We start from the raw sequence: 25,999 nt of genomic DNA, 5'->3' as shown, positions 1-25,999 counted from the left end.
TAGAATATCATTTTAAAAGCCTAAATTCAGGGCTTTTTTTATTTGTGTAAATTGCTGTTGTGTTGTTGATTATATGGTTGAATCTGTGAAAAATGCTTAAATTCGATAGTGAAATATTCATTTTTTATAAAGGATTGAATTGGATTTATTTTTTAATTGAATCTAAAATTATGCGACCAATAAAAAGTAAATAAATTCCACGCATAATTCATTTTGTAACTTATAATCCATAGAAAATCAATGTAATATTCGTATATTTGAGTACGATTCGTGTTAAAAATTAATTCATAAACCAAATGAATAATGTTTTTAGAATTATAGAAGTATTCAAAGATTTTCTTATACAAATTGGCGAGCTGTCTGATTTTGCGGGTCGTTTTTTCAAAGAAGTATTCAAACGTCCATTAGAATTCAAAGAATTTCTTAGACAATGCTATAATATGGGGAATCGTTCCCTGCTTCTTGTTGGGGTTACGGGATTTATTATAGGACTGGTATTTACACTACAATCAAGACCTACTTTACAACAATTTGGGGCTGTTTCTTGGATTCCTGCCATGGTAAGTGTTTCTATTATTAGAGAAATTGGTCCTATCATAACCGCTTTGATTTGCGCAGGACGAATAGGTTCTGGGATTGGTGCCGAATTGGGTTCTATGCGTGTGACTGAGCAGATTGATGCCATGGAAGTTTCCGGAACAAATCCCTTCAAATATTTAGTGGTTACCCGAATATTAGCTACAACTTTGATGTTACCAATATTGGTTTTTATAGGAGATGCAGTAGCACTTGTGGGCTCTTTTTTAGTCGAAAATTTAAAGGGGGAGGTTTCGCTATTATTGTATTTCACCCAGGTTTTTAATCATCTCGAATTTTTTGATGTTATACCTTCAACGATTAAGTCTTTTTTCTTCGGCTTTGCCATCGGATTAGTAGGCTGTTTTAAAGGGTATTATTGTAAAAAAGGGACGGCAGGAGTAGGACTGGCGGCAAATTCGGCTGTAGTTTTGTCCTCTATGTTGCTTTTTATTATCGATTTCATGGCTGTTTTTGTTTCTAATGTTTTTTACGATGTCTAGCACTATGGAGCCAAATGAAAAAAATAAGAAAGCCATTGTGATCATCAAAGATTTGAAAAAGAGTTTTGGGAAGAACATTGTTTTGGATGGATTTAATTTAGAACTATTTCCAGGAGAAAATTTGGTGGTCATGGGAAAATCTGGATCAGGTAAGTCTGTGATGATTAAATGTCTAATTGGATTGGAAGAACCAGACGAAGGCAGTATTGAGGTGATGGAACAGGATATCAAACAGCTTTCTCGTCAAGCTTTGGATGAACTTCGAACCGAGGTTGGTTTTCTTTTTCAGGGGAGCGCTTTGTATGACTCGATGTCGGTTCGTGAAAATTTGGAATTTCCTTTGCGGCGACACACCCAAAAATTCGGAAACATTCAAGACACAACCCCATTGGTTATGGAAGCATTAGAAAGCGTGGGTTTGGCCAATACAATAAACCTTATGCCTAATGAACTTTCGGGGGGGATGAAACGTAGAATTGCCTTAGCTAGAACTTTGATTTTGAAACCAAAAATTATCCTGTATGACGAGCCCACAACGGGATTAGATCCAATTACCTCAAAGGAAATTCTGATGCTCATGATGTCTGTTCAAAAAAAATACAATACGTCATCCATAATTATAACGCACGATGTCGATTGTGCCAGAATGATTTCTAACCGAATGATTTTATTAATTGACGGAATAAATTATGCTGAGGGGAATTTTGAGAGTTTGTCAACATCCAAAGATCCCAAAGTGCAAGCTTTCTTTAAATAAGTATAGAAATGGAAAAAACGGATTCAGAAAAAATAAAATTAGGAATTTTTGTCATAACGGGATTGGCACTCTTCATTCTTGTTGTTTATTTTATTGGTAATAAGCAAAAAATGTTTGGAACTACGGATCACCTAACAGCTGTTTTTAGCAATGTAAATGGATTGCAATTAGGGAATAATGTTCGGTATTCAGGTATCAATATTGGGACGGTTAGAGGAATTGAGATGGTTAATGATACGACTATTAATGTTGACATGATTATCGATAAATCAATGTTCCCGCATATCAAAAAAGATGCTTTGGCTAGTATTGGTTCAGATGGATTGGTGGGAAGTATGGTAATCAATATTGCTCCAGGAAAAGGAAACCAATCTCAAATTGAGCCAGGAGACATAATACAGTCCGTGAATCGTATACGGACTGATGATTTGTTGAGTACGCTAAGTGTTACGAATAAAAATGCAGCTTTACTCACAGCCGATCTGCTTAGAATTACCAAAGAAATTACTCAAGGAAAAGGTTCATTAGGAACCTTGTTGAATGACACTATTATGGCATCCGATTTGAAGCAAACCATGAATTACTTAAAAATAACAAGTAAAGGGACAACTGAAATCGTAGAAAATCTTAATAAAACGGTTATGGCTTTGGGAGACAAAAATAGCGTAATAGGAGTATTGAATGATCCAGTCATTGCACAAAAAATAAGAACTATCGTAACCAACTTGGATCAATCAAGCCAAGAGATAAATAAAGTTGTGACCAACTTAAACGCCACAGTTTTGAATATTAAAAACGGAAATGGAGCTATTAATTACTTGTCCAATGATCCAAATTTGGTCAAAAAAATAGATTCCACCATGACAAACTTAAATAAAGCGACTATCCTCCTAAATGAAGATCTTGAAGCAATGAAACATAGTTTTTTATTGCGTGGCTATTTCAAAAAACAGGAAAAGGCGAAACAGAAAGCCAATTAATTTAGATACTTTTCAATCCTTCCATCAATAAATCAATATCTTCTTTGGTATTAAAATGACTGAAAGAAATTCGGATGCTTGGTTTTTTTAAATCTTCAGTCGATAACATCTCTGCTAACACGTGTGAAGGTCTAATACTTCCTGATTGACAGGCACTGCCTCTGGAAACAGCAATACCTTTCATGTCTAAATGAAATAAAAGCATAGAAATTTTACTTTCTTCAAAAGGTAAAAGAACATTTAGCAAATTATAAAACGTATTTTCTCCATTGATTTTAAATCCTGGAAAATCTGTTTTTAGTCTTTCGATAGCATAGTTTTTTAATGATGCAATGTATTGGCTTTCGGTTTCAAGATTTTGATAAGAAAGTTCCAAGGCTTTTGACATTCCTGCAACTTGATGTATTGCTTCGGTTCCGGGACGCTGTCCTTTTTCTTGTTCTCCACCAAAAAACAAAGGTTGTAGTCCTGCATTTTTTCGAACAAAAGCAAAACCAACTCCTTTTGGGCCGTGAAATTTATGAGCACTTGCCACAATAAAATCGACAGGGGTATGTTGTAAATCAATTTTGGTTTTTCCAATGGATTGTACTGTGTCCGAATGGAATAAAGCATGATGTTCATGACAAATTTGACTTACTCTGTCAAGATCCAAAATAGTTCCCGTTTCATTATTGACATGCATTAAGGAAACCAAAGTCTTTTTTTCTTCGGATAATAATTCAACTAAATGAGTTAAATCTACTTCGCCATTGGGTTTTACTTTTACATAGTCTACTTGAATTGCATATTCATTTTGTAGAGCAATGGCAGTATGCAATACTGCGTGATGCTCTATTTTGCTTGTGATAATGCGAGTAACTTTCAAATCTTTTACAGCCGAACGCATAATCCAGTTATTAGCTTCGGTGCCACAGGAAGTAAAAATGATTTCGGCTGCGGTAGCGTTTATTTGCTTTGCGATTGATTTTCTAGAAAGTTCAAGAATGCTTTTGGCATTGCGACCCAAACTATGCGTAGAGGAAGGATTGCCATAATCTTCGGTTAATATTTTGGTCATTTCCAATATCACCTCGGGATGAAGTGGAGTAGTGGAAGCGTTATCAAGATATACTTTTTTCATTTTTAAATAGATTTTGAACCCTCGGCAATTACTTGGGATTTGTGTTTTTTGCCAAAAATTATGTTCTTATTGAAAACAATGATGGATATCAAAATTAAAGAATAAGAAAACATTTGTAGCAAAGTAACTTGCTCTCTAAAGTAAAAAATAGCCAAGGTAAAATTGATTATCGGATTGATGTACATCAGAATACCTACAGTCGATGAGTTGATGCCTTTTAAAGCATACAAATTTAAGAAAAGTGGAACAATCGTAAAAAATACAACAATGCAAAATAAACAAGTATAAAACAATGGTTCTGTTGGAATTGCACCACTGTATTTTGGATAGAAAGGCAAGATTATAAAAGCAATAAAAAGCAACTGTATATTCAAAACCAGAAACTTGTCAAGCTCACTATTCTTACGTTGACTGACTAAATACAATGCGTAAGTTGCCGCTACTATCAAACTATAAAAAATGTCCTGAAAATGATTTAGAGACAATAAAACACAGCTTACAACACTTATGGAAACCGCTAGCCATTGCCATTTACTCAATTTTTCGTGAAGCAAAAAGAATGCAAAAACAGTTGTCAAAATTGGGCAAATCAAGTAAGCAAGAGACCCTGCTTTTACACTCACATGATTGACAACATAAATGAAAATAAACCAATTGGAAGCCAAAATCATAGCTCCAACCAAGGTTAAAGTAATAATATTTCTTTTCTTTTTTGAAGGCATTGCTGAGAAATCATTCCAATTTTTGCGAATATTTTTTTGCCTAAAAACAAGATTTATTACGGTCATCGTCAGTACACTGAAAAATACGCGATAGAATAAAATATCCAAAGAAGGATAACTAGAAATAGGTTTTAGAGCTAGACTAAAGAAGCCCCAGATAAAAAATGCTGAAAAAGCTGCGAAATAGTATTTGTATTTTTTCATCGAAAAGTAAAATTCGTCACAAAGATAAGGATTTCTGTAGTGAATTGTTGTCTTTAATAAGTTGCTAAGAATCTGAAAAATGAAGATAATTGGTTTATTTGATGTTTTAGGAACAGACTAACTTAGTCTATTAGATACTTTGCTTCTCAGCAACTCTTTTTCTAGAAAACAATACGTTTTTAGCTACTAAAGTTTAAGAAACAAATTAAAAATTCTATTTTTGTTCAAAATAAAAAATAATGAAACGATTTTTAGGAATTTTGATTTGTGTATTCACTTTTATGGGCTGTGATGATGGTGATTTGGTAGTGGATACTATTGATTTTGCTGATGTTGCGACAAGTAGCTGTTCAGAGAATGATCTTCTTTTTAAACTTAAAGAAGGCGAAGCCTTAATTTTGAATATTCCGGAAGAAACTTTTGCTAATGATCCAACTGATGTGAATGACCCAATAAAAATAAATGTTGATGCAACAAATCAGGTGGTATATAATTTTTATAATGGTAAAGTTTCTATTGGAAATATATGTGATTTAATTCCACCAGCGACTCCTACTATAAATAAGCAATGGAATGCTTCATCAGGAGTTGTCGAAATTACTACGACTGCTGTTAAAAAGTTGGATGAAACCAATAACAGTACCCGAATAACTGGCTACAATAATAACATTGTTTTAAAAAACATCACTTTCAAAAAAGAAGATGGAACAACACAGTTTTATGAAACCTTGGTTTTTGGTGACTACTTGAAAACAGTTGATCCATTGCCTTTTGGTTTTAATGGACTTTTACAAATCTGCTCTAATAATGGCCAAGTATATGATTTTAGTGATAGTGAATCTTTTACCCTAAACATTGATCCAGCATTAATTGCAAATGAAGTTACACCAGTTAATTCACCAAGAACAGGAGCGGTAGGAGTTGTTAAAAATAAATTGGTTTATCGTTTATTTAATGGTGTTGTACCACCATCTTATTTTTGCCAAACTACAGATCCATTATTGCCTACTGTTAATCAAACATGGTTAGGGAAAGAAGGAGGTGTCATAGAGGTTACAACTACAACAAGTGGTCCAAACACTTTTAAGCATGTTATAGTTCTTAAAAATGTAACTCTCGAAAAAGACAATAATAATTTTCAATTGGGAACCAGTTATAAATACGGTGAATTGCAAACCATAAAACCATAAAAGATTACTGAAATAAAAAAACGTCAATGCTTAAATTATAGCATTGACGTTTTTTTATGGAGTTAAAAAGATTCTTATTTATTGTTCTGCTTAAAATATACTTCGGTTGCTCCCGCACCGTATTTTTGATAATTGGCATCTTGAAAAACAATATTGTCATAGCGTCCAAATAGAAAATCCAATTCGGCTTTCAAGACGCCTTCACCCACACCGTGAATGAAAACAATTTTTGGAATCCGATTGCGAATTGCAAATTCAATATGGCGCTTGGCAGTTTCGGACTGCAAAGTCAAAATATCATAATTTGACATTCCACGTTTGTTGGGTACCAATTTTTCGATATGTAAATCAAACTCTGGAACAGGCAATTCGTGTTTGTCTTTTTTTTCTTTTACAAAACTTCTTGGTTTGGGAATTTCTTTTTCTTTTGTAACTTCATTGATATTAAAGCCTTTTATGGCCTCCATCAAGTTGGCAGATTCTCCAATCTTAATAAGTTCATTGGCATTAAAATTCATAACAAAACCATCCGCCGTTTCAATAGTAACCACTTTGTCTTTGACTGACATAACTACACCATCAACAGCTTCATCCAGCACTGAAACTTTATCTCCTTTATTAAACATTCTCGTCTTCTTTATCTTGATTTTTACTTGGAGTCTTACTGCTTAATTTCATCATTCCCATCATAAAAATGACTATGGCAACAACCATCACATAGACATTTTTCTCGGCATTCGTCTGCTCATACAACGCAATTCCAATGGCTAAAACCATCAGCAAAATCGTAAATTTTTTCATAGCTACATTTTCAGTTTTCAAAAATACTAAACTTTTTGACTTATTGAGGCGAAAAAAAAGTGTTGTGATGGCTAGAGATTAAAAATTTGTAATAAAATCTACAATCAGATTGCTATTTAAGCATAAGTAAGTTTTTGATAAAAAAATACTTTAAGTTATTTCTTAATGTCATTTTGTATAATGTAAGAAAAGAGAATTGATTAAAATAGATGTCTTAATGGTTTGTATTTATCATAAGATTAATCTGTGTATTTATACAGAAAAGATGTATTTCGTCGATAATATTTTGATATAAACTGTTTTTTTTTAACTTTGAAGTATTGGTTCATTTGTGTTAGTTATGAGTTTTTTTAGAATTTAAAAATCTATTCTTTTTACTTTCACAAATGCTAATAAAAATTTGAAAGTCTAACTTAAAAATGACCCCCAATGCATTTAATATTACAATTAGGTATCGTTGCAGGAATCTTACTTTTGATACTGCTAATCTCCTTTGCAAATAAAATAAATCAAAATCACGAGAGAAAAAATCATGATTAAAATGAGGAAGAATTGAATAGTGTTAAATTCAGTTTGTCGTCAGCTTTGCAAAGTACAATTCAAAAGGATTCCTTAGACTGAGCCACACAGAAGATGGAATCACAACACAAAAAAATAAAAAGCCACAAATAATAATCAATTATTTTGTGGCTTTTAGTGTTTTAAAAGATGCAGACAAGAGATTTTGATGAATAATAAAAAGCTCTTATTAAAGCGAACTGAGGAAGTAAATAGCTCCTAATTACTTTACTTTATTTATTCCAATCAATTTTTCTTGAAAAGTACATTACCGCTGCAAGGATAACAAACAAACCAATGCTTCCCACTAATAAGGCGTAGTTTTCCAATTGTATGATGACATAGATAAAGGTGTACAATCCAGTGAGTGATGCTGCGATAAACAAGGGGAATTTGTTACCTTTTAGTATTGAAACTGAGTAGAGCGATATCAATACAATGACTGCTGTTGCTGCGATGAGATAGGCTTTTGTGAAGCTGCTATGTTCGGTGATGGAAATGAGCAGAGTGTAAAATAAAATCAGGGCCAGCCCGATCATCGTGTACTGAAAGATATGAATCTTGATTTTACTGATGGATTGGATTAAAAAGAAAACCAGAAACGTCAATCCAATTACAAGAAAACCATATTTTGCTGCTCTTTCATTCTGTTGATACTGGTTAACTGGAATCACAAAGTCAACGCCAAAAGCATAGGTACCCAAGTCGGGTAAAACCTCGAAGAATTGCTGAGAAAAGGCTCTATTGATATGGAGGATTTTCCAATTGGCCACAAAACCTTTATTGTCAATTTTCTTTGTTTTGTCATCTGGAAGGAAATTCCCTGTAAAGCTAGGTGAAGCCCAGTTGGACTGCATGCTTAGCTGCGTGGTTTTACCAATAGGAACCATTTTTATTTGTTTGCTTCCGTTGTAGGTGATGTTGAAGCCAAAGTTGGTTTTGTCACTTTTTAAAACATTTTTTAAGTCTATAAAACCAGTTTCCAAAGCTTGTGTCGAATCGTTTAAGTTATTGCTGTAAACAGGTTCAAATGTCCATTTATTGCCGCCAAGATTGATTTTTACTTCGTCTTTGATACTTTTTAAATTGGTGGTTTTTATCAAAATGGTGGCTTTGTTCCATTGAATATTTTCTGTTGGAATATTTTTACTGCTAAAATCAGGTTGAATATAGTTTCCTTCAAAATTCATTTTTGAACTGTACACCACCGACTCGTAGTTGTTTCTATTGAGCAATTTGGTGGTGACATTGGATTTGGCTTTCAAATCTTCGGGGAAGAAATAGGCGTATTTGGTAATTGCTTTTTGTTGTTTTACTGTCTCATTAGTCTTTTGGTTAATGGACAGTGTTTCTTCAAAAATGATGTAAGGAACTTTTAGTATTGGGCCATAAAAATAGACACTTTCGCCCCATTTGTCATTGATTTCAGAGATGACTTCTTCTTGACGAATTGAACGTTCTTGAATCAAACTTTTGACAAATTCCAAGGGTATTAGTAAAATAAGAGTCAAGAATCCTACCATTAACATTTTCGCAGTAGTGGATTGAAAAATAGATTGGAAAAAGGTGATAGGGGCAGGGTTTTGATTTTCTTGAGTTTCCATGTTTTTTGTTGATTAAAGTTATTTCGATTTAATTATAAAGTACTTTGTATTTCAAAGTTGTAATGCAAAAAAAATATTATCGTTTCTGTATTAATTTTTCGAGTGCATCAATATGACTTTGGAATGCTTTGCGACCATCTTTTGTGGTCCTGTAGCTTGTATTAGGTTTTTTTCCTATGAATTGCTTTTCAATGGCGATGTAATTTTCCAGCTCTAAGGCTTTGGTATGACTTGCCAAATTACCGTCGGTAACACCTAATAATTCCTTGAGTGTACTGAAATCTGCCGATTCATTGACCATCAAAACCGACATGATTCCAAGTCGTATGCGGTGGTCAAATGCTTTATTTATATTTTGGATAATGTTTTTCAAGTCTTAGTAAGTGTCAATTATGGTTGTTACTATTTTGGATTTTTCCAGATTTGATGGAGCTATTACGCTCTCATCAAGCGGTATTTTATTTCCGTACCTTTCGGCTAATATAGCTTTTACTCGAGTATCTTTTAGATTAAAATCTTTTAATTTCTGAAGAGGACATAATTCAATTCCTGCTCCATTCTTATATATTTTCCAAATCAATTCTGAACAATATATTTTATCATCAGACCATTCAAAATAAAGGTCGTAGTCTTTGTTATTGAATCTTTTTGCATAGTTTTTCATCTTTTGTAAAGTTTCAATATTTAAAAGTGTCGATGCATTTTTTATTCTGGTGACCACAAATTGATTCTCTTTTCCATGTCTAATCCAAGTTTCAAGTGGTGTATATTTTACGGGTTGTACCGCTTCAAAAACATATTTTTCACCTTTTTCAATAAATACAATACCACAATGGGAAAATTTGGAATTTGTTGCTATTCTTATCGCTTCACATTGTTTAGATTGGGACGTTTGAAAAATCATGTCACCTTCTTTAATTTTATCTAAAATAGAAACTGGTCGAGAACCAAAAAGTATATTCCCAAACATTGAATTAGCAATGAATAAAGCACATCCAAAACTCATAAGAAAGGTAATTATGGCAAAAATATATTTTGTTTTTTTCATATACGCTCTTTTTGGTTCCATACTATTCTTTGCTAATCTAAAAATTTGCAATCTAATTTCTGCAAACTGCAATCTTAATTCAGTTTTCTAATTCCTATCGTACTTAAAATACATCATACTTCCATATACGATATGACATAAGCCGAAACCTAATGCCCAGAATTCTAGTGCATATCCAGAGAATTCTGTTGCCAATAAGCCAATAATCACAATCGTTATACCTAGATAGCGCACGTCCCGAAGAGTATATTTACTTGCGTTCACACAAGACAAGCCATAGAAAATCAAAGTGACAGGCGCAATCAATCCATAGCTTCCGTTTCGTAATAATAACAAGCTAAAAATTCCTCCAGTTACCAAGGGAATCAAAAAGTTGGTCAACAATCTTTTTGAAGTGCTATTCCATACTGTTTCGCCTTCTCTTTTCGCTTTATTGTAAGTAAGTAATATTGCAGTGACGATTGAAAAAAATAACACGCCAAGAGCAATAAAAATAATTGACCTGAAGAGCGTACTTTGTAAAGTAATGATATCGTCATAGTTACCATTAACATTATAAGTGTTGCATTTTTCAATCATTCCATGGGCTATATAAGCTCCTATCATGGCATATATTCCAGCCATTATTCCGCCCAAACCGCTCAAAGAAATAAACTGAGAGGATTTGTTCATCATGTTTTTGATGTCACTAATGTCTTGTAAATATTTTTCGTCCATATAAAAAGTACTTTGAATCACAAAGTAAATAATAAAATTCAAGAAAAACAATACTTTTTATTATTTTTATTTAATGAAAATTACTGATGAATATATCTACCGTCAGCCCGAAAAGTTCAGGTCAATTGTCTTGCATTTAATAAGTGTGTTTGAACGTGAAATCCCCGAGTTGGTGCTATATTTCAAATGGGGAATTCCTTATTTCTATTATAAGAAAAAGCCATTTTGCTATTTAGCTCCCAATCACAAAAAGGGATTTGTGGATGCTGGTTTTACAAGAGGATTTCAATTAAGGAGAAACCAAGACTATCTAGTCGGTGAAAAAAGAAACACCGTAAAATCACTTCGTTATTATAATTTAGTGGATATTGATAATGCAGTTTTGGTTGATGTGATAAAGGAAGCTAGTAAATTATATGCATAAAAAAATCTCCCGATGGAGATTTTATGGATATTTCGATATTGTATTAAAGTCTAAATATAGCTCCAAAAGAAACGATTGTTCCTCCGTACCAAAAATGATGTTGAGCATGATCATCAGTATAAGTAGTCCTTACATCGGTCATGTTAACATAACCACCTTTTAATTCGGTTAGTATGTAATAATGTTTGAAGAAAGTAAAATTCAAACCAGCATCTGCCGAGAATCCATAACCAGAAATATGAAATTCATCATATCTTTCTTTTCCTAAAACAGTAGCATCGGTTCTTGGAACCAATAATCCCATTCCTAATCCTTGGGTGAAATTTAGTTGAAATATATCGGTATTTGTAATTCCAAAAATTGAAGAGATATCTGTGTAATAAGCAGCTTCAGTAAAAACATAATTTAATCCATTTGTATGTTCAAATTTTAAAAATTTACCATCGGTCAAATCTATTGGTTCGTTGTTGTAGGTTCCGTTAAATTGAGAACCTGCTTCAGTCGAAGGTAAATTAATAGTCCCATTAATCATTGCAGTTTGATTTTGAGTCATCACATATTTCATGTGATCAACCCCAATGGAAACATTGAATTTGTCGTGGAAAAAATAACCAGCTTTCCAATTAGTCTGGGAATTTGTTAGTTTTCCTGGAGTGATATAATCAATATGCCAGCCTTTGGGTACATCATGAGATTGTGCATTTTCTACAGTAAAATTGTATCCATCTCCTTCAAAATGTAAATCAGAAGTGGTGTAATAAGTTCTATTTCCTCCCATGTGTCCAAAGAATTTTCCTTTATTGTGGGCGGTATATAGCTCTTTTTTTATAGTATCATTTTGTGCAAACATATTGATTGCAAAAAAAAGAATTAAAAAAGCAGTGTGTGAGAATTTAGTTTTCAATGTGTTAATTATTTTAAAAAAATCTCCAAAAGAGGAGATTTTAGTATGTAATAAAAATTATAATCTGAAGATACCTCCAAACGCTATTATGGTTTCTGCAAAGAAAAACTCTTGTGATGCGCTATCGGCCGAACTTTTTGTTGTACGAATATCAGGCATATTGATATAACCTCCTTTTAGCGAACCTTCAATTGTAAAGTACTTAAAAAATACAAGATTGATTCCTGCTCTTAAAGAGCTTCCAAAACCTGAAATATGAAAGGCATCATGTCTTTCCTGTCCCATAAGAGTCGTGTTAGTTTTTGGATATAAAACTCCAATTCCTACTCCCTCATTAATATTTACTTGGAATTTATCAGTATTTTTAATTCCAAACCAGCTAGAAATATCATCTTGTCTTGTAAATTCGGTATTAACATAATTTAATCCATCAGTATGTTCAAACATCAAGAAATCTTCTGTCATTACAGTCGGATCTCCGTTGTAAACACCATTAAATTGCGAACTTGGGTGAGTAAGTGGATAATCAATTACACCAGACATATTTGCTGTTTGGTTCTGTGTCATTACATATTTCATGTGGTCCACTCCAATAGAAATCATGTATTTGTCTGTGATATAATACCCTAGTTTAAAATTAGTTTGTGGTATTGTCATTCTTGCCGGGTTAACGTAATCGATATGCCATCCCTTTGGTTTATCGTGAGCTGTGGCATTATCAACGGTAAAATTATAATCATTCCCTTTGAAAGTTATGTCAGAATCGGTAAAATGATCCCTGTTTCCTCCCCACGAAATTGTGAATTTTCCTTTGTTGTGAGCAGTATATCTTTCCTTTTTTATAGTGTCATTCTGCGCGAATGAATTAATTGAAATAAATAGAATTAATATAATAGTGTATAAAAATGTTTTCAATGTATTGGTATTCTATGTTAAATTAAAATTGATTGATGGTTTTTCTAATGGCAACCAATTTAGTCATCAAAGGCTCGAAGTAATCCAAGTGCAACATATTAGCACCGTCACTTTTAGCATTAGCTGGGTCAAAATGAGTTTCAATAAAAATTCCATCAACACCAACCGCAATTCCTGCTTTAGCAACAGTTTCAATCATATCAGGTCTTCCTCCAGTTACTCCTGCAGTTTGATTTGGTTGTTGTAATGAATGGGTAACATCCAAAACAATTGTAGCATATTGTTGCATAGTAGGAATACCTCTGTAATCTACAATCATGTCTTGGTAGCCAAACATAGTACCACGATCTGTCACCATCACGTTTTGGTTATTACAGTCCAATACTTTTTGAACCGCATGTTTCATGCTTTCTGGGCTCATGAATTGCCCTTTTTTCAGGTTCACAATTTTTCCAGTATTGGCAGCAGCGACAACTAAATCAGTTTGACGGACAAGGAAAGCTGGAATTTGTAATACATCTACGTATTCAGCAGCCATTGCAGCATCTTCATTGGTGTGGATATCTGTAACAGTAGGTACACCAAAAGTTTTGGATACTTTTTCTAGTATTTTAAGAGCTTTTTCGTCTCCAATTCCAGAGAAACTATCTATTCTAGAACGATTTGCTTTCTTGAAAGATCCCTTGAAAACATAAGGAATTTGTAATTTATCTGTTATGCCTACTAATTTTTCTGCAATTCTCATTGCCATTTCTTCACCTTCAATAGCGCATGGACCAGCCAATAAAAAGAAGTTACCGCTCTCAGTATGTTTGATTTGTGGAATATGTTGTATGTTCATATTGTATATTTTTTGAAAGTGCAAAGGTAGTTCGATTTTGCGATTTCCTAATTAGATTTCAAATTTATTTTTAGAAGGATCATAGTGGTAGTTTGGAGCTATTTCCCGCTATCCGCTTGTATCCACGCCCAAAAGCGTGGGATACCGCTTCAAACGTAGTTCACTGAACTCCAATTAAAATAAAGTTAAGTGAAGTAATCGGGGCTAGGGCAGTAGCATTTTTAATTATATTTTCTTCAAACTAAGACCTAGCGGAACCATCAATTGACCTCTTTCGTAGATATTCAAATACAAGATGATTGGTTTTTTCAAACCTTCCCAAGTCAATTCGTACACATCAAGAAATCCAGCACCCATATCGCTAGTTTTGGTTGGAAATGGGCAGCAGTTTTCCAATTTTTTATAAGTTATTTTTTCTCCTTTTGGTCCTGCCAAGGCGTTCAAGAAATATTTTTGGTTGATGGTGTCATTTTTGGTGCCTTTGTAAAAAATATTGATAGGATAGTCTTTATCATAACCGTATTTTTTGTCTTTGCTGTATTGAGTAATTATAAAGGCATTGTTTTTGCCCACAACAGGGACAGGGGCGTTATTGTCTACGTTTTTCAAAGATGATTTGATACTTCCGCAAGAAATCATAGCAAGAAGTATAGTGATAAGAAGAACCGTTTTTTTCATGTTTTTAGAATTAGATCTGATTCAAAATTTAAGGTTAAACTACAATGAAGATTGTTTTTAATACAAATGTAACATTTCTCACATTAGAATTGCTTTCCCCTTTTTATCTTTGCTAAAAAAGTAACGATATGAATATTATTTTTCAAACATGGCCTTGGTATGTTTCGGGGTTTTTAATCGGAGCAGTTATGCTTTCTCTGATTTATTTCGGAAAGAATTTTGGTATGTCGACTAATCTTCAGTCTTTATGTTCTATGACTGGATTAGGAAAGCGTATTGAGTATTTTAATTTTGACTGGAAAGCGAATCGTTGGAATTTTGTAGTGGTTTTGGGTGCTATGGTAGGAGGTTTTGTAGCTGTTCATTTTATGAGCGACCCTACTAATGTTGCTATTAACCCAACAACAATTGCACAACTTTCTCAAATGGGAATTGATGCTCCCAATGGTCAGTTAATGCCACAAGCTTTATTTGGAGAACAAATTTGGCAATCACCCAAAAGTATTTTGATACTTCTTGGTGGTGGTATTTTGATAGGTTTTGGAACGCGTTATGCCGGAGGATGTACATCAGGACATGCAATTTCGGGATTGAGTAATTTACAATTGCCTTCGTTGAAAGCAGTTATAGGTTTCTTTATTGGCGGACTGATTATGGCTCACTTTTTATTACCCTTACTTTTTTAGATTATGAAATTATTAAAATATTTTCTCGTTGGATTCCTTTTTGGAATCGTGCTTACCAAGTCGGAAGCGGTTTCTTGGTACCGTATTTATGAAATGTTTCAATTTCAATCCTTTCACATGTATGGAATAATTGGGGTTGCTGTAGCAACAGGAGTTGTTGGTGTTCAGATTATCAAAAGAAATAATATCAAGGACATCGACGGTTTACCAATTGTAATCAAGGATAAAGATAAAGGAAATGCCAGATATTTTATTGGAGGGATTTCTTTTGGATTGGGTTGGGCATTGGTAGGTTCTTGTCCGGGACCAATTTTTATACTGATAGGAGCAGGATTTATGCCTGTAGTAATCGTACTTGTTGGAGCATTAATTGGGACAATTATTTATGGTGCTTTAAAAAGTAAATTGCCACATTAATTATTAAAACTCATTCTAAAAAAAAAGCATTTTCTAAATTAGAAAATGCTTTTTTTTTTGGAACGAATATCTTGTTTTCTGTTGGCACGGCCTAAATATTATTTTATGTTTTGGAATTCAACTTCAAAATCCCCGCGACTATTAAATATTGTGCCAAGCAATAGGTTGCCATAATGTAAAATGAAGCGTGTGCAATTGGAGCGTAAAACTTGTTGAAAGCCAAAATACTATCAGAACTTACAAATACAATAGCACCAATAAGAATGTAATTATTTGCTGGAATCGCCCATTTTAAATTGCCTTTGAAAGCAAAGAAAAGCATAGTCGTAATCACGAGTGCATAGACCAAAACCGGAATTTTTAAAGGTCCTAGTTTAGGGAATAAAGTACCTATCATTAAAACAAAATAGGCAATTATGGCTAGTGCACCAATCCAGAATATGGTTTTGTTTTCGATGGTTCTAGTGTTTTTTTGTTTGCTAAAAAGGGCAATATAAACCAAATGCGATATTAGAAAAGCTACTAATCCTAAGATGAAATAGAGTTCTCCTCTATCTGTTAAAAGCAAAATAATATCGCCTATCCAGGAAAAAGTCAATGCGGTTAGAAGGATATTTTTGGTTGGAAAACCTTCCGAAACTATAACTGCTCCCATTAAAAGAGGAAGTAAAACAGGTTTCATATAGAAGTCAAAACCTTCTAAGTTGAGAAAGAGAATACTTAGGTAAATAATTGTAAAACCGATGTAGGTTTTAAGAAGTAAAGATGATTGCATAGATTTTTTTTAAGAAGTTGCTATAATTGATTTTTCTCCATCAAAATTGGTGTTTACAAAATAAAATGTGACCAATAATGATAAAACGAGATACCCAATTATGATGGTAGAGGCAAAAGGGAAAAGTATATTCATACCAAACCAATCACCGAGATAGGTGATGATTGCGATTCCTATTAAAAATCGGATTCCTTCCCATAACAATGAAATTTTTCGAGTATCCATCAATTCGGTGTAGCTGTAAACGCTTAGGAATATAAAAGCACCGTAAATAAATACGTTTGGTAAACCAATAATTGCAATCGAATTGTACATATAAGTGATGAGTAACAAAGTGAATATGGCTTGAAATAATGACCAATACATTAATTTATTGGAATGTTGCGTTCCGTATTTTTCAAAGGCATAGACGTCGGTGATTTTATTGACAGGGTATTTCTCTTCGAAGTTTTCTGGTCGCCAACCTGTGGGTTTGAACCAAATAGTGAGTTTGTCCATCCATTTTTCGGCACGCCAAGCATCGGTAATCAATAACCATAAATGCTGGAAGTTAATGCGAAAGGGATTCCAAGTTTGTGCCGGTCTCGTAATACCAAAAACTGGGGGGGCTGAATCTAATTCTTCCTGAAAAGTACCAAAAATTTTATCCCAAATAATGAATATTTGCGAATGATTTTTGTCCATATAAATAGGGTTGATCGCATGATGAACTCGGTGATGTGAAGGTGTAACGAGTATTTGTTCTAGAAAACCCATTTTTTTGATGTGTTTGGTATGGTACCAAAACTGTAAAAACAAATGTATAGGCAGTATTATCGCAATTACTCTTGGTGGTACTCCCAATAGTGCCGCTGGAATCAATAGAAATGTAAATAGATTTACAAAACTCGAAACTGTTTGGCGTAAAGCACAAGCTAAATTAAATTCTTCACTACTATGATGAATTGCGTGTTTGTTCCATAAAAAATTAATTTGGTGAGACAGGCGATGGCTCCAATACCCGTAAAAATCAATGACAATAAATCCAATGATATATGCCCAAACATTAGCCTCCAAATGAATTATGGAAAATTTGGTTTCAAACCATTCATAAGTGACCAATGTAATGCTAAGTCCTAGTACATCTTTGACAGAATTAACCATTCCTGAACTGATACTGGAAACCGAATCCATGTTTGGAACAGTGTCTTCTCCTTTATAATGGCCGTATATTTTTTCTATTATAATTAAAGTCAAAAAAACAGGCATAACAAAAACTAGTATTTTACCGTATTCTTCCATTTGAGGGGGATTTTTTTTCAAATATAGAATAATTGTTTATAAATTTAAATTTTTTGCTATTTTTTTATAAGTAGTTTTAAATATTCAATAATGAAGATTTGAAGTGTAATGGAGTATTTGGAAAGAATTTTGAGGTCTAAAATTAGTTCTAGTACTGAGAAAGCATAAAAAAACCTACTTGAGATTGTACTTTCTCAAATAGGTTTCATCAATAACTAATTTTTGGAAATAGTATTGTATAGTTTAGATTATTTCGGCAGTTAAACCAGCTTCAAGTAATCTAGAGCATTGAACTCTTAATTTATCATATTCTCCCGTTTTTACGGTGCATTTCCCTTTGTAATGTACAATCAATGAACATTGTTCTGCTTGAATAGGAGTGTGCCCACAAACACGAACTAAAGTGTCAATAACATGATCAAATGTGTTTACATCATCATTGTAAACTATTATTTCATTGTTCTTGGTTGTTGCTTCCTTTTCTCGGGTTCTTTCTTTTACTTTCTCTATTGTACTCATTCTTTTAGGTTTTTGTACTTTGTTGATTTATAAAATAGGAAATACTAATTTACGTATTTTATTGATACCCAGTTGTTTCTTTGAAACTTTTTTACATAAGTTAATCCTTTTTCAGTGCAAGATGCATCAATATAAGGGATGTCCTCTTCGTAGAAACCGCTAAATAATATGGTTCCGCCTGCGTTTAAACAGTCAACATAACTTTGCATATCGTTTAACAAAATGTTTCTGTTGATGTTGGCTATAATTAAATCGTATTTTTTGTCTTTTAATAAAGCAGCATCTCCTTCGTAAACTGTTATGTGTTTACAATTGTTGCGTTCGGCATTTTCAATGGAGTTTAGGTAACACCAGTTGTCAATATCAATAGCATCTATAGGTTGAGCTCCTTTCATTTCGGCAAGAATGGCAAGAATTGCTGTACCACAACCCATGTCCAATGTTTTCATGCCAGTAACATCCATTTCCAATAAATGCTGAATCATCATGTGTGTGGTTTCATGATGTCCCGTTCCAAAGCTCATTTTAGGTTCGATTACAATATCAAATTCTGCATCCGTTTTTGGGTGGAATGGTGCACGTACATGACAATTTCCTTCTACATCGATAGGTTCAAAATTCTTTTCCCATTCTTCATTCCAATTTACTTGTTCGATTTCTTCAAAAGTATAATTGATTTTGAATTCTTCCGATTGTAATATTTGAATGTCTTCTAATATCGTTTCGTCCCAAAGGTCTTTTTGTACAAAAGCAGATATTCCAGTTTCGGTTTCGGTAAAACTTTCAAAAGCTTTTTCACCCAATTCGGCAATTAATATTTCTGACCCTAACTCCTTTGGTTCAATTGAAAAATGATACCCTATATAAATATTTGACATGTTTGTTTTTTTTGCAAAGGTAACAATAGGATGCAATCCTTTTTTGAATTTTAAAAATATTTTGATAGAATGTCTTTTAGCCTAGTTTTTCTGAAGTATTTGAGGAAAAAAAAGCAAAAAGAACTTCACTTTGCATTAAGATTACTTCTCATTTATTTACATCGATATAGAATGGCAAGGTTTTTGTAAATTAATTAAAAATGAAAGGTTAAGTTTTTTATTAAGTATCTAACAAGCATCGCTTTACAATTTTTTTTATTCAATTATTACATGGTTATACTTTTTTTTGAGATATAAAAAAATGATTTTTATCATGTTTTAAAAATATAACTAATTGATTTTTAGATATTTATAAGTTTAATTATGCTGAATTTATTTAATATTTTTTTATATTTGTACAACTGTTTTAATTCAATTTAACGCACTACTTTTTAATATTTTAATTAATAAATCTATCATGAAAAAAGTTTTTATTTATGCCGTTGCAACACTATTTTCTGTTTTTATTGGTCATGCTCAGGATATAAAACAAGCAAAAAATGCTATCGATGCTGAACAGTACGAAGTAGCAAAAAACACTTTGGAAGCCATAACAGCCTCAAAACCTACAGATGGTTATGCTAAATTTCTTTTGGGCAATGTTTATCTATTGAAAGGAGATTATGAAGCTGCCCAAAAACATTTTGATGCTGGAATTGCATGTTCTAGCAAAGGAAATTTTAATTATATAGGATTGGGCTATATCGCTCTGGACAAAGGGAATACTGCAGAAGCAGAAAGCAATTTTGCATTAGCTACAAAAAATAGCAGCAAAAAAGATTTGGAAGAAACTGTTTATATTGGTAAAGCCTATACCTATTCAGAAAATCCGAATTACAAAAAAGCAGTTGAGATTTTAAGTAAATCCAGATTGATTGACCCAAAGAATACAGATGTGCTATTGGCTTTGGGTGATGCCTATAAATTTAATAAAAAACAAAACGAAGCTTATGATTGCTACCGTGAAGCTTTTAGGTTAGACGATTCTCTTCTTAGAGCCAAAATGGGATTGGGGACTTTAATCAAGAATGCTCATAATTTTAAAGTTGCATTAACTGCGTTTGACGAAGTAATTGCATTAAATGCTAATTACGGACCTGTGTATCGTGAGCTTGCCGAGACTCAATATCTTTGGGCTTTAAATGATGCAGGAAAGTACAACGATCACATCTCAAAAGGATTGGCTTTTTATGAAAAATATATGTCCTTAACGGATTATTCATTGGAATCTCGTATGCGTCATGCCGATTTTCTTATTCTTGCAAAAGATTACAAAGCACTTGAGACAGAGGCTAATGAAATGAGTAAACTAGATAAAGTAAATCCAAGAATCTATCGTTATTTGGGCTACTCTGCATATCATAATGATAATTTTGATACGGCTATAAGCTCGTTAAATTCATTTGTTTCCACTCCTACTAATAGGGTAATTGGAAGAGATTATTATTATTTGGGAGCTTCAAAATTGAACAAAGCATTGTCATTGACTCCAATTGATAACTCGCTTATTGATAATGGAATTTTAGATTTGAAGAAATCATTTGAGATGAGTCCTGCCATTGCCGGTGAACTTTCGGATTTTGGAAAAAAATTGTACGAGAAAAAATTATATGTTCAAAGTGCTTCGGTTTATGAAATTGCAATTGCTAACCCAGAAATAAAATCATATTTATTGGATAATTTCTATTTTGCTTCTGCAATATATTGGTCTTGCAATGGTCTTGAAAATTTGAGTCCACTACAAATAGAACAATTAAATAAAGCCGATGGTGCATTAGGTAAAATTATCGCAGCTTCGCCAACTACACAAGATGCTTATCTTTTTAAAGCAAGAATTCAAGTTTTGCTTAAAAATAGTACACTGGTAGCGAAGAATTATGAAGATTTCATCACAACAGCTAATAAAAGGGATTCTGAAGAGCTTAAAAAAATGAAATCTAAATTAGTGGAAGCCTATAATAATTTGGGTATTATTTATGCCGATACAGATAAGGTTAAAGCGAAAGATAATTTTGATAAAACGCTTATTATTGATCCTACTAATCAATATGCGGCTGAACAATTAAAAGCATTGAGATAACACATTGAAATAAATATTTAATCGCCAAAAAAACCAATGACTAAGTCATTGGTTTTTTTTATGGATTTTAATTAATTCCTATAAACAAAAAAAAGGAAACATTGTTTCCTTTTTTGTTTTCGATTTGGGGCAAATCGGGCTTAATTAATTTCGATGTAAAGTTTCTTGAAGCCTTTTGGATATAAAGATTTTACTTTATAGAGCAAACAAAAAAACATTCTTAATTATTATGGTTTTTAATAAGACCGAGTAATAAACTTCCTTTTACAAATTCCCGTTTGCATTGATTATTACCCAGTCTGTAACTTTAAACCTTTTGTGTTTAGTACTTTTCAATAATGATGCCAAACTATTTTTATTGGTAAAAAAAAACGGTACAAATGATTTTGAACCGCTTTTAGGTATTGATTTTTTGAATTTGTTCTATAACTTTTTGAACACGTTTATGAGGTCATGAATAGGTTTCAATGAAATTTCAGTTCCGCTTTCCCCATTTTCGGCATAGTCAAAAGGATTGTCAAGATCTTTTATTAATAAAAACATATAGGAGATCAAAAAGGTTACGAGTAAAGTGAAAAATAAGGCAACATAGAAAGGCTCAATTTTAATGATAATTAGTGATAACGCAATCAAAAATCCCATTGCTTCCAGAATTGCGTAAGCCGAACCGATAAAGTTAGTTTCTCTGATGGTGTCAATTCGTAATATCATTTTACGAATGTTGTTTTGCTCATTTTTTATTTTTATGAGATATCCTGGTTGTATGCCTTCGTTGTCTAATTCAATGATAAAATCATTCATTTGACTTATTTTATCCAATATGGATGCAGTGGTTTCTTTTTTGTAAAACCAGTCCATCAAAAAAGTAGTAAATGTTTTTTGAAACGCTATAAATTGAAATGCGTTTTGAGAATTCTTGCCTTTGTAAATGGTATAAGCATCATCATATAAGGATTTCATGGACGCCGAAAGTTCACTTGGTAGTTTTTCACTTTCCTTATAATCCGAAAGAACTCCGCTAATAAGAAAACCAATTAGGAAAATAGTTCCGGCGATTAAACTGGTAAAAAGAGCGTTTAATTCGAGAATTTCTAACTCAAAATAATGGGATAAAAATTTAAGTAATGCTACAAAAAGAAGTACTGGAATAATTCGGAAGGCAATGGACCATTTTTGCCATATTTTATTTGATTTTGTTTTAATTTTTTTTTGGATTCCCATTTGATTTTTCTAGGTTATTGTAAGTATTTGAGGGTGGCAAATTTCGAGGATTTATTCAAGAATTTCAAATTTATCTTTAAGTAAGATTATGAATAGATAAAAAAAAACCTGCTCATTTATTTGAACAGGTTTTTGTGATATTTAAAAAAGTGTTTCAACTCTTGGAAAGAGGAAACATATTTTCCAATTTTTAGATAGATGTTACAATAGTAATGAAATCTTTGGCATTTAGGGCAGCACCACCAATAAGTCCACCATCAACATCAGGTTTAGAGAAAATTTCTTTTGCATTGTCTGGTTTTACACTTCCTCCGTAAAGAATAGAAACATCTTCTGCGATATCGCTTCCGAAAGTTTTACGAACTGTTTCTCTAATGAATTCGTGCATATCTTGTGCTTGTTCTGGAGAAGCAGTTTCTCCTGTTCCAATAGCCCAAACTGGCTCATAAGCCAATACAATTTTTTCCCAATCTTTAGCTTCTATGTGGAATAAACCATCTTTCAATTGGTTTTCAACAATATTAAAGTGATTTCCAGATTGACGATCTTTTAATTCTTCACCAAAACAAAAAATTACAGTCATATCGTGTTTCAAAGCTGTATCTACTTTACTTGCAATTAAAGCGTCAGTTTCATGAAAAATAGCTCTACGCTCTGAGTGACCTAAAATTACTGTTTTTACACCTACACCTTTAAGCATATCTGCTGATATTTCGCCTGTAAAAGCACCACTTTCTGCTTGGTGTAAATTTTGTGCAGCAACTGCTATATTGGAATGTGTTAAGTTTTCTACTGCCGAAGCTAAGTTCACAAATGTTGGAGCAACAATTACATGTGCAGAAGTTTCAGCTGGAATTTGAGTTAATAATTCATTTAATAATTCTTTAGTTTGCGCTGCATTTTTATGCATTTTCCAGTTTCCTGCAACAATCTTCTTTCTCATTTTTGTCGTATTTATAGTTTTATTTTGTGATTAATTCATTTCTCAATTTGCCAATGTAATTTTTATTAAAAATTACTTCTGCAATTTTTTTAGTTCTTCGTTTATTTTATCAAAATCGGTTTCAATGGCGCGATAAAGGACAATTTTTCCTTTTTTGTCGATAATGATATATCTTGGAATCCAATCCAAGTCAATAGCACTTCCGAAAACACCTTTCATACCATCGTTAGCCATAAAATGAGAACCCTTTAATTCGTGTTTTTCGATACCTGCTTTCCATTTATCGGCAGTTTTATCCATCGAAAGAAATACATAGGAAACCTTTGGATTATTAGCTTGAAGTTCTTTTAATTTTGGCATTGCTTTTACACAATCTCCACACCAAGAAGCCCAAACTTCTATCAAAGTAATTTTTCCTTTTTGGTTTTTCAGGATATCTTCAAATTTTACTTGATTTCCGTCTGTTGCTAATAATGTTTGGGAGAGTGCTGTTTCGGAAAATGCATTTTTTGTGGATTCAGTTTTCTGAGCTTTAGTACAAGAAAATGTTGCAAAAGCAATAATTAAAAGGGCGGTTTTTTTCATATGAAGTTAATACTTGTTTTTTATTGAAATATGAAATCTCTATTCCTTGATTCCTTTTTGGTATTTTGGAATCATAGCAATTTCATTTAAAAATTAGTTATCACAAAGTTAACCAAAGAAATCTAAATTAGGTAAACTGATTTTGGAATTTTAATGAGAAAAACTTCAAAATATCCAACAATATCGTTATAGTTGATATTTTTTTATGATTTATTTTTTATTGATTTTCTTGCAAGGTCAAAAAAAAACCTTGCAGAAAAATGAAATTTCTGCAAGGTTGATTGATGTTTTGTTATTTTAACTAAAATTAAAAAGCTAAATCTTCAGTATCGTTGTAATGTACTTTTTGTTTTATAGTTCCTTTTTGAAGAATCACAAAACTTGGATTGGCTCTTTCAATAGTTTTTAATGGAATAGCATCACAGAAATAAAAATCGAAAGTGATACCGTATTGTTTTTTAATTTTTGAAATTTCTTCTGGTGTAGAAGCGGTCATTCCAATTGTTTTATATCCTTTTGCGGCGGCCTTTTTACTCATTTGCTCTATTTTGGCAAGCCCGTCTGTATTGGCAAGAGCCAAGTCATAAGCAACAACCATCAATAATTTAGGTTCCTGTAAAAGCTCTTCTTTATAATCGGATCCGTCTTTTTCCATTACAAAATCATGGATAGGAGGAACGTAGCCTTCTGTGATTACTTTATCTTTTCTGTCTACAAAAGTCGCTTCAGCTGGAATATTAGCTAAATCTTTCTCCGTAAATTCTTTATCAACGCCATTTACTTTGTAGATGAAAATCATTTCAACAACGGATTTTGGTGCACCTTCAGGAATTTCCATTCCTTTTTGGACATTGTTTCCTATTTTGTAAGCACGGAAATCTTTTAATGGCAAATGATTAATTACCCAATAGCCCATAAAAGAGCACAAAATTGCGGATAATATAACTAGACTATTTTGAATTTTATTTGCAAATAGAGGTTTTATCAATGTCATGTTTACAAACAGAATCAATATAAAGAACAATAAGACAATGTCTTTTGTAAATGATTGCCAAGGTGTAAGATGTAAGGCATCTCCAAAACAGCCACAGTCTTTTACCACATCAAAATAAGCAGAATAGAAAGTAAGGAAAGTGAATTTTATGATTAAAAGCAATAAAAGCCAAATCGTCAATTTTGATTTGTAACCAATGAGCAACATTACACCCAAAACTACTTCCAAGATAACTATAAATAAGGCTATAGCCAACGAAAAAGGAACAAAAACAGGCATGTTGAAAACCGGTTCGCTAAAATATTCCGCTAGTTTGTATGAGAAACCTACAGGATCATTTAGTTTAATTAATCCGGAGATTATGAATAGGATTCCAACAAATATTCTGGAAAATTGTGTAATAATGTTTTTCATTTTTGGGGTATGTTTTTGATAGTATTCCTTTAGAAATGTTATGTGAAATTTCGTGAAAGTTATTTTTTGTTCATCAAAATCAATGCGAAAATAGAATAATTAATCATATCCTGATAATTGGCATCAATTCCTTCTGAGACGATAGTTTTTCCTTTATTGTCTTCAATTTGTTTGACACGTAGCAGTTTTTGCAAAATCAAATCAGTAAGTGAACTTACGCGCATATCACGCCATGCTTCTCCATAATCATGGTTTTTGTTTTCCATCAATTCTTTGGTCAAAGCTACTTTGGCATCATACAATTGGGTTGCTCTTTCGGTTTCCAAATCGGGTTGGTCCACCACACCCAATTCCAGTTGAATCAAGGCCATAATTGAATAATTAATAATACCGATGAATTCTCCGGTTTCGTCTTCATCGACTTTTCGAATTTCATTTTCTTGTAAGCTTCTTATTCTTTGGGCTTTTATGAAGATTTGATCAGTTAGGGAAGGAAGTCTCAAAATGCGCCAAGCACTACCGTAATCTTTCATTTTATTGATAAAAAGTGTGCGGCAAATGGCAATTACCTTGTCGTATTCTTGTGAAGTATTCTTCATTATTGGTGTATATTTGTATAAAA

29 protein-coding genes are annotated in these 25,999 nt (G+C 32.7%); 8 read left to right on the top strand and 21 right to left on the bottom strand.

Translation table 11 applies throughout. The features are described 5' to 3' along the window. The first annotated feature begins 296 nt into the window (after window positions 1-296). The 3 genes from J2W95_RS12940 to J2W95_RS12930 are packed head-to-tail and all read left to right on the top strand — an operon-like array spanning window position 297 to window position 2,816. Window positions 297-1,079, top strand: coding sequence for an MlaE family ABC transporter permease (locus tag J2W95_RS12940; RefSeq protein ID WP_310007644.1), 783 nt, complete (start codon window positions 297-299; stop codon window positions 1,077-1,079). Further along, window positions 1,072-1,836 carry an ABC transporter ATP-binding protein gene (locus J2W95_RS12935; RefSeq protein WP_310007642.1) on the top strand — a complete coding sequence of 255 codons (765 nt, stop codon included), beginning with the start codon at window positions 1,072-1,074 and terminating at the stop codon, window positions 1,834-1,836. Before J2W95_RS12940 ends, J2W95_RS12935 begins: the two co-directional genes overlap by 8 nt. A gap of 8 nt (window positions 1,837-1,844) precedes the next feature. Continuing rightward, complete coding sequence (locus J2W95_RS12930) at window positions 1,845-2,816, top strand: MlaD family protein (protein ID WP_310007640.1); 972 nt, start codon at window positions 1,845-1,847, stop codon at window positions 2,814-2,816. Window position 2,817: 1 nt separating this feature from the next. Here the strand turns inward: J2W95_RS12930 and J2W95_RS12925 are convergent, their stop codons facing one another. Together J2W95_RS12925 and J2W95_RS12920 are read right to left on the bottom strand one after the other, a co-directional pair. Then, window positions 2,818-3,939, bottom strand: coding sequence for a cysteine desulfurase family protein (locus J2W95_RS12925; protein WP_310007638.1), 1,122 nt, complete (start codon window positions 3,937-3,939; stop codon window positions 2,818-2,820). A gap of 2 nt (window positions 3,940-3,941) precedes the next feature. After that, entirely contained in the window at window positions 3,942-4,865 is a 924-nt protein-coding gene (locus J2W95_RS12920; RefSeq protein WP_310007636.1) for an EamA family transporter, read from the bottom strand. 239 nt (window positions 4,866-5,104) lie between these two features. Between J2W95_RS12920 and J2W95_RS12915 the strand changes: the two genes are divergently transcribed. Continuing rightward, entirely contained in the window at window positions 5,105-6,055 is a 951-nt protein-coding gene (locus J2W95_RS12915; RefSeq protein WP_310007634.1) for a hypothetical protein, read from the top strand. A gap of 74 nt (window positions 6,056-6,129) precedes the next feature. On the opposite strand, the gene J2W95_RS12910 is transcribed toward J2W95_RS12915, so the two are convergent. The 6 genes from J2W95_RS12910 to J2W95_RS12885 form a co-directional block, all read right to left on the bottom strand. Continuing rightward, the gene (locus J2W95_RS12910; protein WP_310007632.1) at window positions 6,130-6,681 is read right to left on the bottom strand and encodes a Smr/MutS family protein; all 552 of its coding nucleotides are present in this window, start codon (window positions 6,679-6,681) and stop codon (window positions 6,130-6,132) included. After that, window positions 6,674-6,856: a hypothetical protein gene (locus J2W95_RS12905; RefSeq protein WP_310007630.1), complete on the bottom strand. Its 183-nt coding sequence runs from the start codon at window positions 6,854-6,856 to the stop codon at window positions 6,674-6,676. The genes J2W95_RS12910 and J2W95_RS12905 overlap by 8 nt, the downstream gene beginning before the upstream one ends. A 791-nt stretch (window positions 6,857-7,647) precedes the next feature. Further along, window positions 7,648-9,018: a cell envelope integrity protein CreD gene (gene creD, locus J2W95_RS12900; RefSeq protein ID WP_310007628.1), complete on the bottom strand. Its 1,371-nt coding sequence runs from the start codon at window positions 9,016-9,018 to the stop codon at window positions 7,648-7,650. Between the two features lie 76 nt (window positions 9,019-9,094). Then, a complete protein-coding gene (locus tag J2W95_RS12895) occupies window positions 9,095-9,391 on the bottom strand; it encodes a winged helix-turn-helix domain-containing protein (protein WP_310007626.1) in 297 nt (98 codons plus the stop codon). Between the two features lie 3 nt (window positions 9,392-9,394). Beyond that, window positions 9,395-10,066, bottom strand: a complete 672-nt coding sequence (locus tag J2W95_RS12890) for a YiiX family permuted papain-like enzyme (RefSeq protein ID WP_310007624.1) — start codon at window positions 10,064-10,066, stop codon at window positions 9,395-9,397. Window positions 10,067-10,153: 87 nt separating this feature from the next. Beyond that, complete coding sequence (locus J2W95_RS12885) at window positions 10,154-10,783, bottom strand: hypothetical protein (RefSeq protein WP_310007622.1); 630 nt, start codon at window positions 10,781-10,783, stop codon at window positions 10,154-10,156. A gap of 73 nt (window positions 10,784-10,856) precedes the next feature. On the opposite strand from J2W95_RS12885, the gene J2W95_RS12880 reads away from it, so the two are divergent. Next, on the top strand, window positions 10,857-11,207 hold the full coding sequence (locus tag J2W95_RS12880; RefSeq protein WP_310007621.1) for a DUF1801 domain-containing protein: 351 nt from the start codon (window positions 10,857-10,859) through the stop codon (window positions 11,205-11,207). 43 nt (window positions 11,208-11,250) lie between these two features. Here the strand turns inward: J2W95_RS12880 and J2W95_RS12875 are convergent, their stop codons facing one another. From J2W95_RS12875 to J2W95_RS12860, 4 genes are all read right to left on the bottom strand, one after another. Then, window positions 11,251-12,111, bottom strand: a complete 861-nt coding sequence (locus tag J2W95_RS12875) for a hypothetical protein (protein ID WP_310007619.1) — start codon at window positions 12,109-12,111, stop codon at window positions 11,251-11,253. 57 nt (window positions 12,112-12,168) lie between these two features. Next, window positions 12,169-13,026, bottom strand: coding sequence for a hypothetical protein (locus J2W95_RS12870; RefSeq protein ID WP_310007617.1), 858 nt, complete (start codon window positions 13,024-13,026; stop codon window positions 12,169-12,171). Between the two features lie 22 nt (window positions 13,027-13,048). Then, entirely contained in the window at window positions 13,049-13,867 is an 819-nt protein-coding gene (kdsA, locus tag J2W95_RS12865) for a 3-deoxy-8-phosphooctulonate synthase (protein ID WP_310007614.1), read from the bottom strand. A 225-nt stretch (window positions 13,868-14,092) separates the two neighbouring features. After that, entirely contained in the window at window positions 14,093-14,545 is a 453-nt protein-coding gene (locus tag J2W95_RS12860) for a 2-dehydro-3-deoxyphosphooctonate aldolase (RefSeq protein WP_310007611.1), read from the bottom strand. A 128-nt stretch (window positions 14,546-14,673) separates the two neighbouring features. Here J2W95_RS12860 and J2W95_RS12855 point away from each other — a divergent pair, with 128 nt between their 5' ends. After that, window positions 14,674-15,231: a YeeE/YedE family protein gene (locus tag J2W95_RS12855; protein WP_310007609.1), complete on the top strand. Its 558-nt coding sequence runs from the start codon at window positions 14,674-14,676 to the stop codon at window positions 15,229-15,231. A 3-nt stretch (window positions 15,232-15,234) separates the two neighbouring features. Further along, window positions 15,235-15,648, top strand: a complete 414-nt coding sequence (locus J2W95_RS12850; protein WP_310007607.1) for a DUF6691 family protein — start codon at window positions 15,235-15,237, stop codon at window positions 15,646-15,648. Window positions 15,649-15,751: 103 nt separating this feature from the next. Here J2W95_RS12850 and J2W95_RS12845 read toward each other — a convergent pair whose 3' ends face one another. The 4 genes from J2W95_RS12845 to prmA form a co-directional block, all read right to left on the bottom strand. Next, complete coding sequence (locus tag J2W95_RS12845; RefSeq protein ID WP_310007605.1) at window positions 15,752-16,423, bottom strand: lysoplasmalogenase; 672 nt, start codon at window positions 16,421-16,423, stop codon at window positions 15,752-15,754. Window positions 16,424-16,432: 9 nt separating this feature from the next. After that, window positions 16,433-17,704 carry a sterol desaturase family protein gene (locus tag J2W95_RS12840; RefSeq protein ID WP_310007603.1) on the bottom strand — a complete coding sequence of 424 codons (1,272 nt, stop codon included), beginning with the start codon at window positions 17,702-17,704 and terminating at the stop codon, window positions 16,433-16,435. Between the two features lie 243 nt (window positions 17,705-17,947). Next, on the bottom strand, window positions 17,948-18,223 hold the full coding sequence (locus tag J2W95_RS12835; protein ID WP_310007601.1) for an ATP-dependent Clp protease adaptor ClpS: 276 nt from the start codon (window positions 18,221-18,223) through the stop codon (window positions 17,948-17,950). Between the two features lie 44 nt (window positions 18,224-18,267). Continuing rightward, complete coding sequence (gene prmA, locus J2W95_RS12830; protein ID WP_310007599.1) at window positions 18,268-19,101, bottom strand: 50S ribosomal protein L11 methyltransferase; 834 nt, start codon at window positions 19,099-19,101, stop codon at window positions 18,268-18,270. A gap of 457 nt (window positions 19,102-19,558) precedes the next feature. On the opposite strand from prmA, the gene J2W95_RS12825 reads away from it, so the two are divergent. Beyond that, a complete protein-coding gene (locus J2W95_RS12825; RefSeq protein WP_310007598.1) occupies window positions 19,559-21,220 on the top strand; it encodes a tetratricopeptide repeat protein in 1,662 nt (553 codons plus the stop codon). 423 nt (window positions 21,221-21,643) lie between these two features. Here J2W95_RS12825 and J2W95_RS12820 read toward each other — a convergent pair whose 3' ends face one another. From J2W95_RS12820 to J2W95_RS12800, 5 genes are all read right to left on the bottom strand, one after another. Then, window positions 21,644-22,441 carry a hypothetical protein gene (locus J2W95_RS12820; protein ID WP_310007596.1) on the bottom strand — a complete coding sequence of 266 codons (798 nt, stop codon included), beginning with the start codon at window positions 22,439-22,441 and terminating at the stop codon, window positions 21,644-21,646. A gap of 190 nt (window positions 22,442-22,631) precedes the next feature. Next, window positions 22,632-23,384 carry a triose-phosphate isomerase gene (gene tpiA, locus J2W95_RS12815; protein WP_310007594.1) on the bottom strand — a complete coding sequence of 251 codons (753 nt, stop codon included), beginning with the start codon at window positions 23,382-23,384 and terminating at the stop codon, window positions 22,632-22,634. Window positions 23,385-23,456: 72 nt separating this feature from the next. After that, window positions 23,457-23,969, bottom strand: coding sequence for a TlpA family protein disulfide reductase (locus tag J2W95_RS12810; protein ID WP_310007592.1), 513 nt, complete (start codon window positions 23,967-23,969; stop codon window positions 23,457-23,459). Between the two features lie 307 nt (window positions 23,970-24,276). Further along, complete coding sequence (locus tag J2W95_RS12805; RefSeq protein ID WP_310007590.1) at window positions 24,277-25,377, bottom strand: BT_3928 family protein; 1,101 nt, start codon at window positions 25,375-25,377, stop codon at window positions 24,277-24,279. A gap of 59 nt (window positions 25,378-25,436) precedes the next feature. Further along, complete coding sequence (locus J2W95_RS12800; protein ID WP_116797824.1) at window positions 25,437-25,976, bottom strand: DUF1599 domain-containing protein; 540 nt, start codon at window positions 25,974-25,976, stop codon at window positions 25,437-25,439. Window positions 25,977-25,999 lie beyond the last annotated feature (23 nt).

The organism is Flavobacterium granuli (assembly GCF_031456055.1).
Taxonomy (GTDB): domain Bacteria; phylum Bacteroidota; class Bacteroidia; order Flavobacteriales; family Flavobacteriaceae; genus Flavobacterium; species Flavobacterium granuli_A.
The sequence above is the reverse complement of the archived record's forward strand: the minus strand, read 5'-3'. Positions and strand labels throughout refer to the sequence as shown.

Coding starts and splice junctions, on each gene's coding strand:
- J2W95_RS12905 (WP_310007630.1), bottom strand. CDS start 6,856: ATGAAAAAATTTACGATTTTGCTGATGGTTTTAGCCATTGGAATTGCG.
- J2W95_RS12860 (WP_310007611.1), bottom strand. CDS start 14,545: ATGAAAAAAACGGTTCTTCTTATCACTATACTTCTTGCTATGATTTCT.
- J2W95_RS12835 (WP_310007601.1), bottom strand. CDS start 18,223: ATGAGTACAATAGAGAAAGTAAAAGAAAGAACCCGAGAAAAGGAAGCA.
- J2W95_RS12880 (WP_310007621.1), top strand. CDS start 10,857: ATGAAAATTACTGATGAATATATCTACCGTCAGCCCGAAAAGTTCAGG.
- J2W95_RS12915 (WP_310007634.1), top strand. CDS start 5,105: ATGAAACGATTTTTAGGAATTTTGATTTGTGTATTCACTTTTATGGGC.
- J2W95_RS12840 (WP_310007603.1), bottom strand. CDS start 17,704: ATGGAAGAATACGGTAAAATACTAGTTTTTGTTATGCCTGTTTTTTTG.
- J2W95_RS12800 (WP_116797824.1), bottom strand. CDS start 25,976: ATGAAGAATACTTCACAAGAATACGACAAGGTAATTGCCATTTGCCGC.
- J2W95_RS12925 (WP_310007638.1), bottom strand. CDS start 3,939: ATGAAAAAAGTATATCTTGATAACGCTTCCACTACTCCACTTCATCCC.
- J2W95_RS12820 (WP_310007596.1), bottom strand. CDS start 22,441: ATGGGAATCCAAAAAAAAATTAAAACAAAATCAAATAAAATATGGCAA.
- J2W95_RS12935 (WP_310007642.1), top strand. CDS start 1,072: ATGTCTAGCACTATGGAGCCAAATGAAAAAAATAAGAAAGCCATTGTG.
- J2W95_RS12810 (WP_310007592.1), bottom strand. CDS start 23,969: ATGAAAAAAACCGCCCTTTTAATTATTGCTTTTGCAACATTTTCTTGT.
- prmA (WP_310007599.1), bottom strand. CDS start 19,101: ATGTCAAATATTTATATAGGGTATCATTTTTCAATTGAACCAAAGGAG.
- J2W95_RS12930 (WP_310007640.1), top strand. CDS start 1,845: ATGGAAAAAACGGATTCAGAAAAAATAAAATTAGGAATTTTTGTCATA.
- J2W95_RS12825 (WP_310007598.1), top strand. CDS start 19,559: ATGAAAAAAGTTTTTATTTATGCCGTTGCAACACTATTTTCTGTTTTT.
- kdsA (WP_310007614.1), bottom strand. CDS start 13,867: ATGAACATACAACATATTCCACAAATCAAACATACTGAGAGCGGTAAC.
- J2W95_RS12855 (WP_310007609.1), top strand. CDS start 14,674: ATGAATATTATTTTTCAAACATGGCCTTGGTATGTTTCGGGGTTTTTA.
- tpiA (WP_310007594.1), bottom strand. CDS start 23,384: ATGAGAAAGAAGATTGTTGCAGGAAACTGGAAAATGCATAAAAATGCA.
- J2W95_RS12890 (WP_310007624.1), bottom strand. CDS start 10,066: ATGAAAAAAACAAAATATATTTTTGCCATAATTACCTTTCTTATGAGT.
- J2W95_RS12845 (WP_310007605.1), bottom strand. CDS start 16,423: ATGCAATCATCTTTACTTCTTAAAACCTACATCGGTTTTACAATTATT.
- J2W95_RS12920 (WP_310007636.1), bottom strand. CDS start 4,865: ATGAAAAAATACAAATACTATTTCGCAGCTTTTTCAGCATTTTTTATC.
- J2W95_RS12885 (WP_310007622.1), bottom strand. CDS start 10,783: ATGGACGAAAAATATTTACAAGACATTAGTGACATCAAAAACATGATG.
- J2W95_RS12805 (WP_310007590.1), bottom strand. CDS start 25,377: ATGAAAAACATTATTACACAATTTTCCAGAATATTTGTTGGAATCCTA.
- creD (WP_310007628.1), bottom strand. CDS start 9,018: ATGGAAACTCAAGAAAATCAAAACCCTGCCCCTATCACCTTTTTCCAA.
- J2W95_RS12850 (WP_310007607.1), top strand. CDS start 15,235: ATGAAATTATTAAAATATTTTCTCGTTGGATTCCTTTTTGGAATCGTG.
- J2W95_RS12940 (WP_310007644.1), top strand. CDS start 297: ATGAATAATGTTTTTAGAATTATAGAAGTATTCAAAGATTTTCTTATA.
- J2W95_RS12910 (WP_310007632.1), bottom strand. CDS start 6,681: ATGTTTAATAAAGGAGATAAAGTTTCAGTGCTGGATGAAGCTGTTGAT.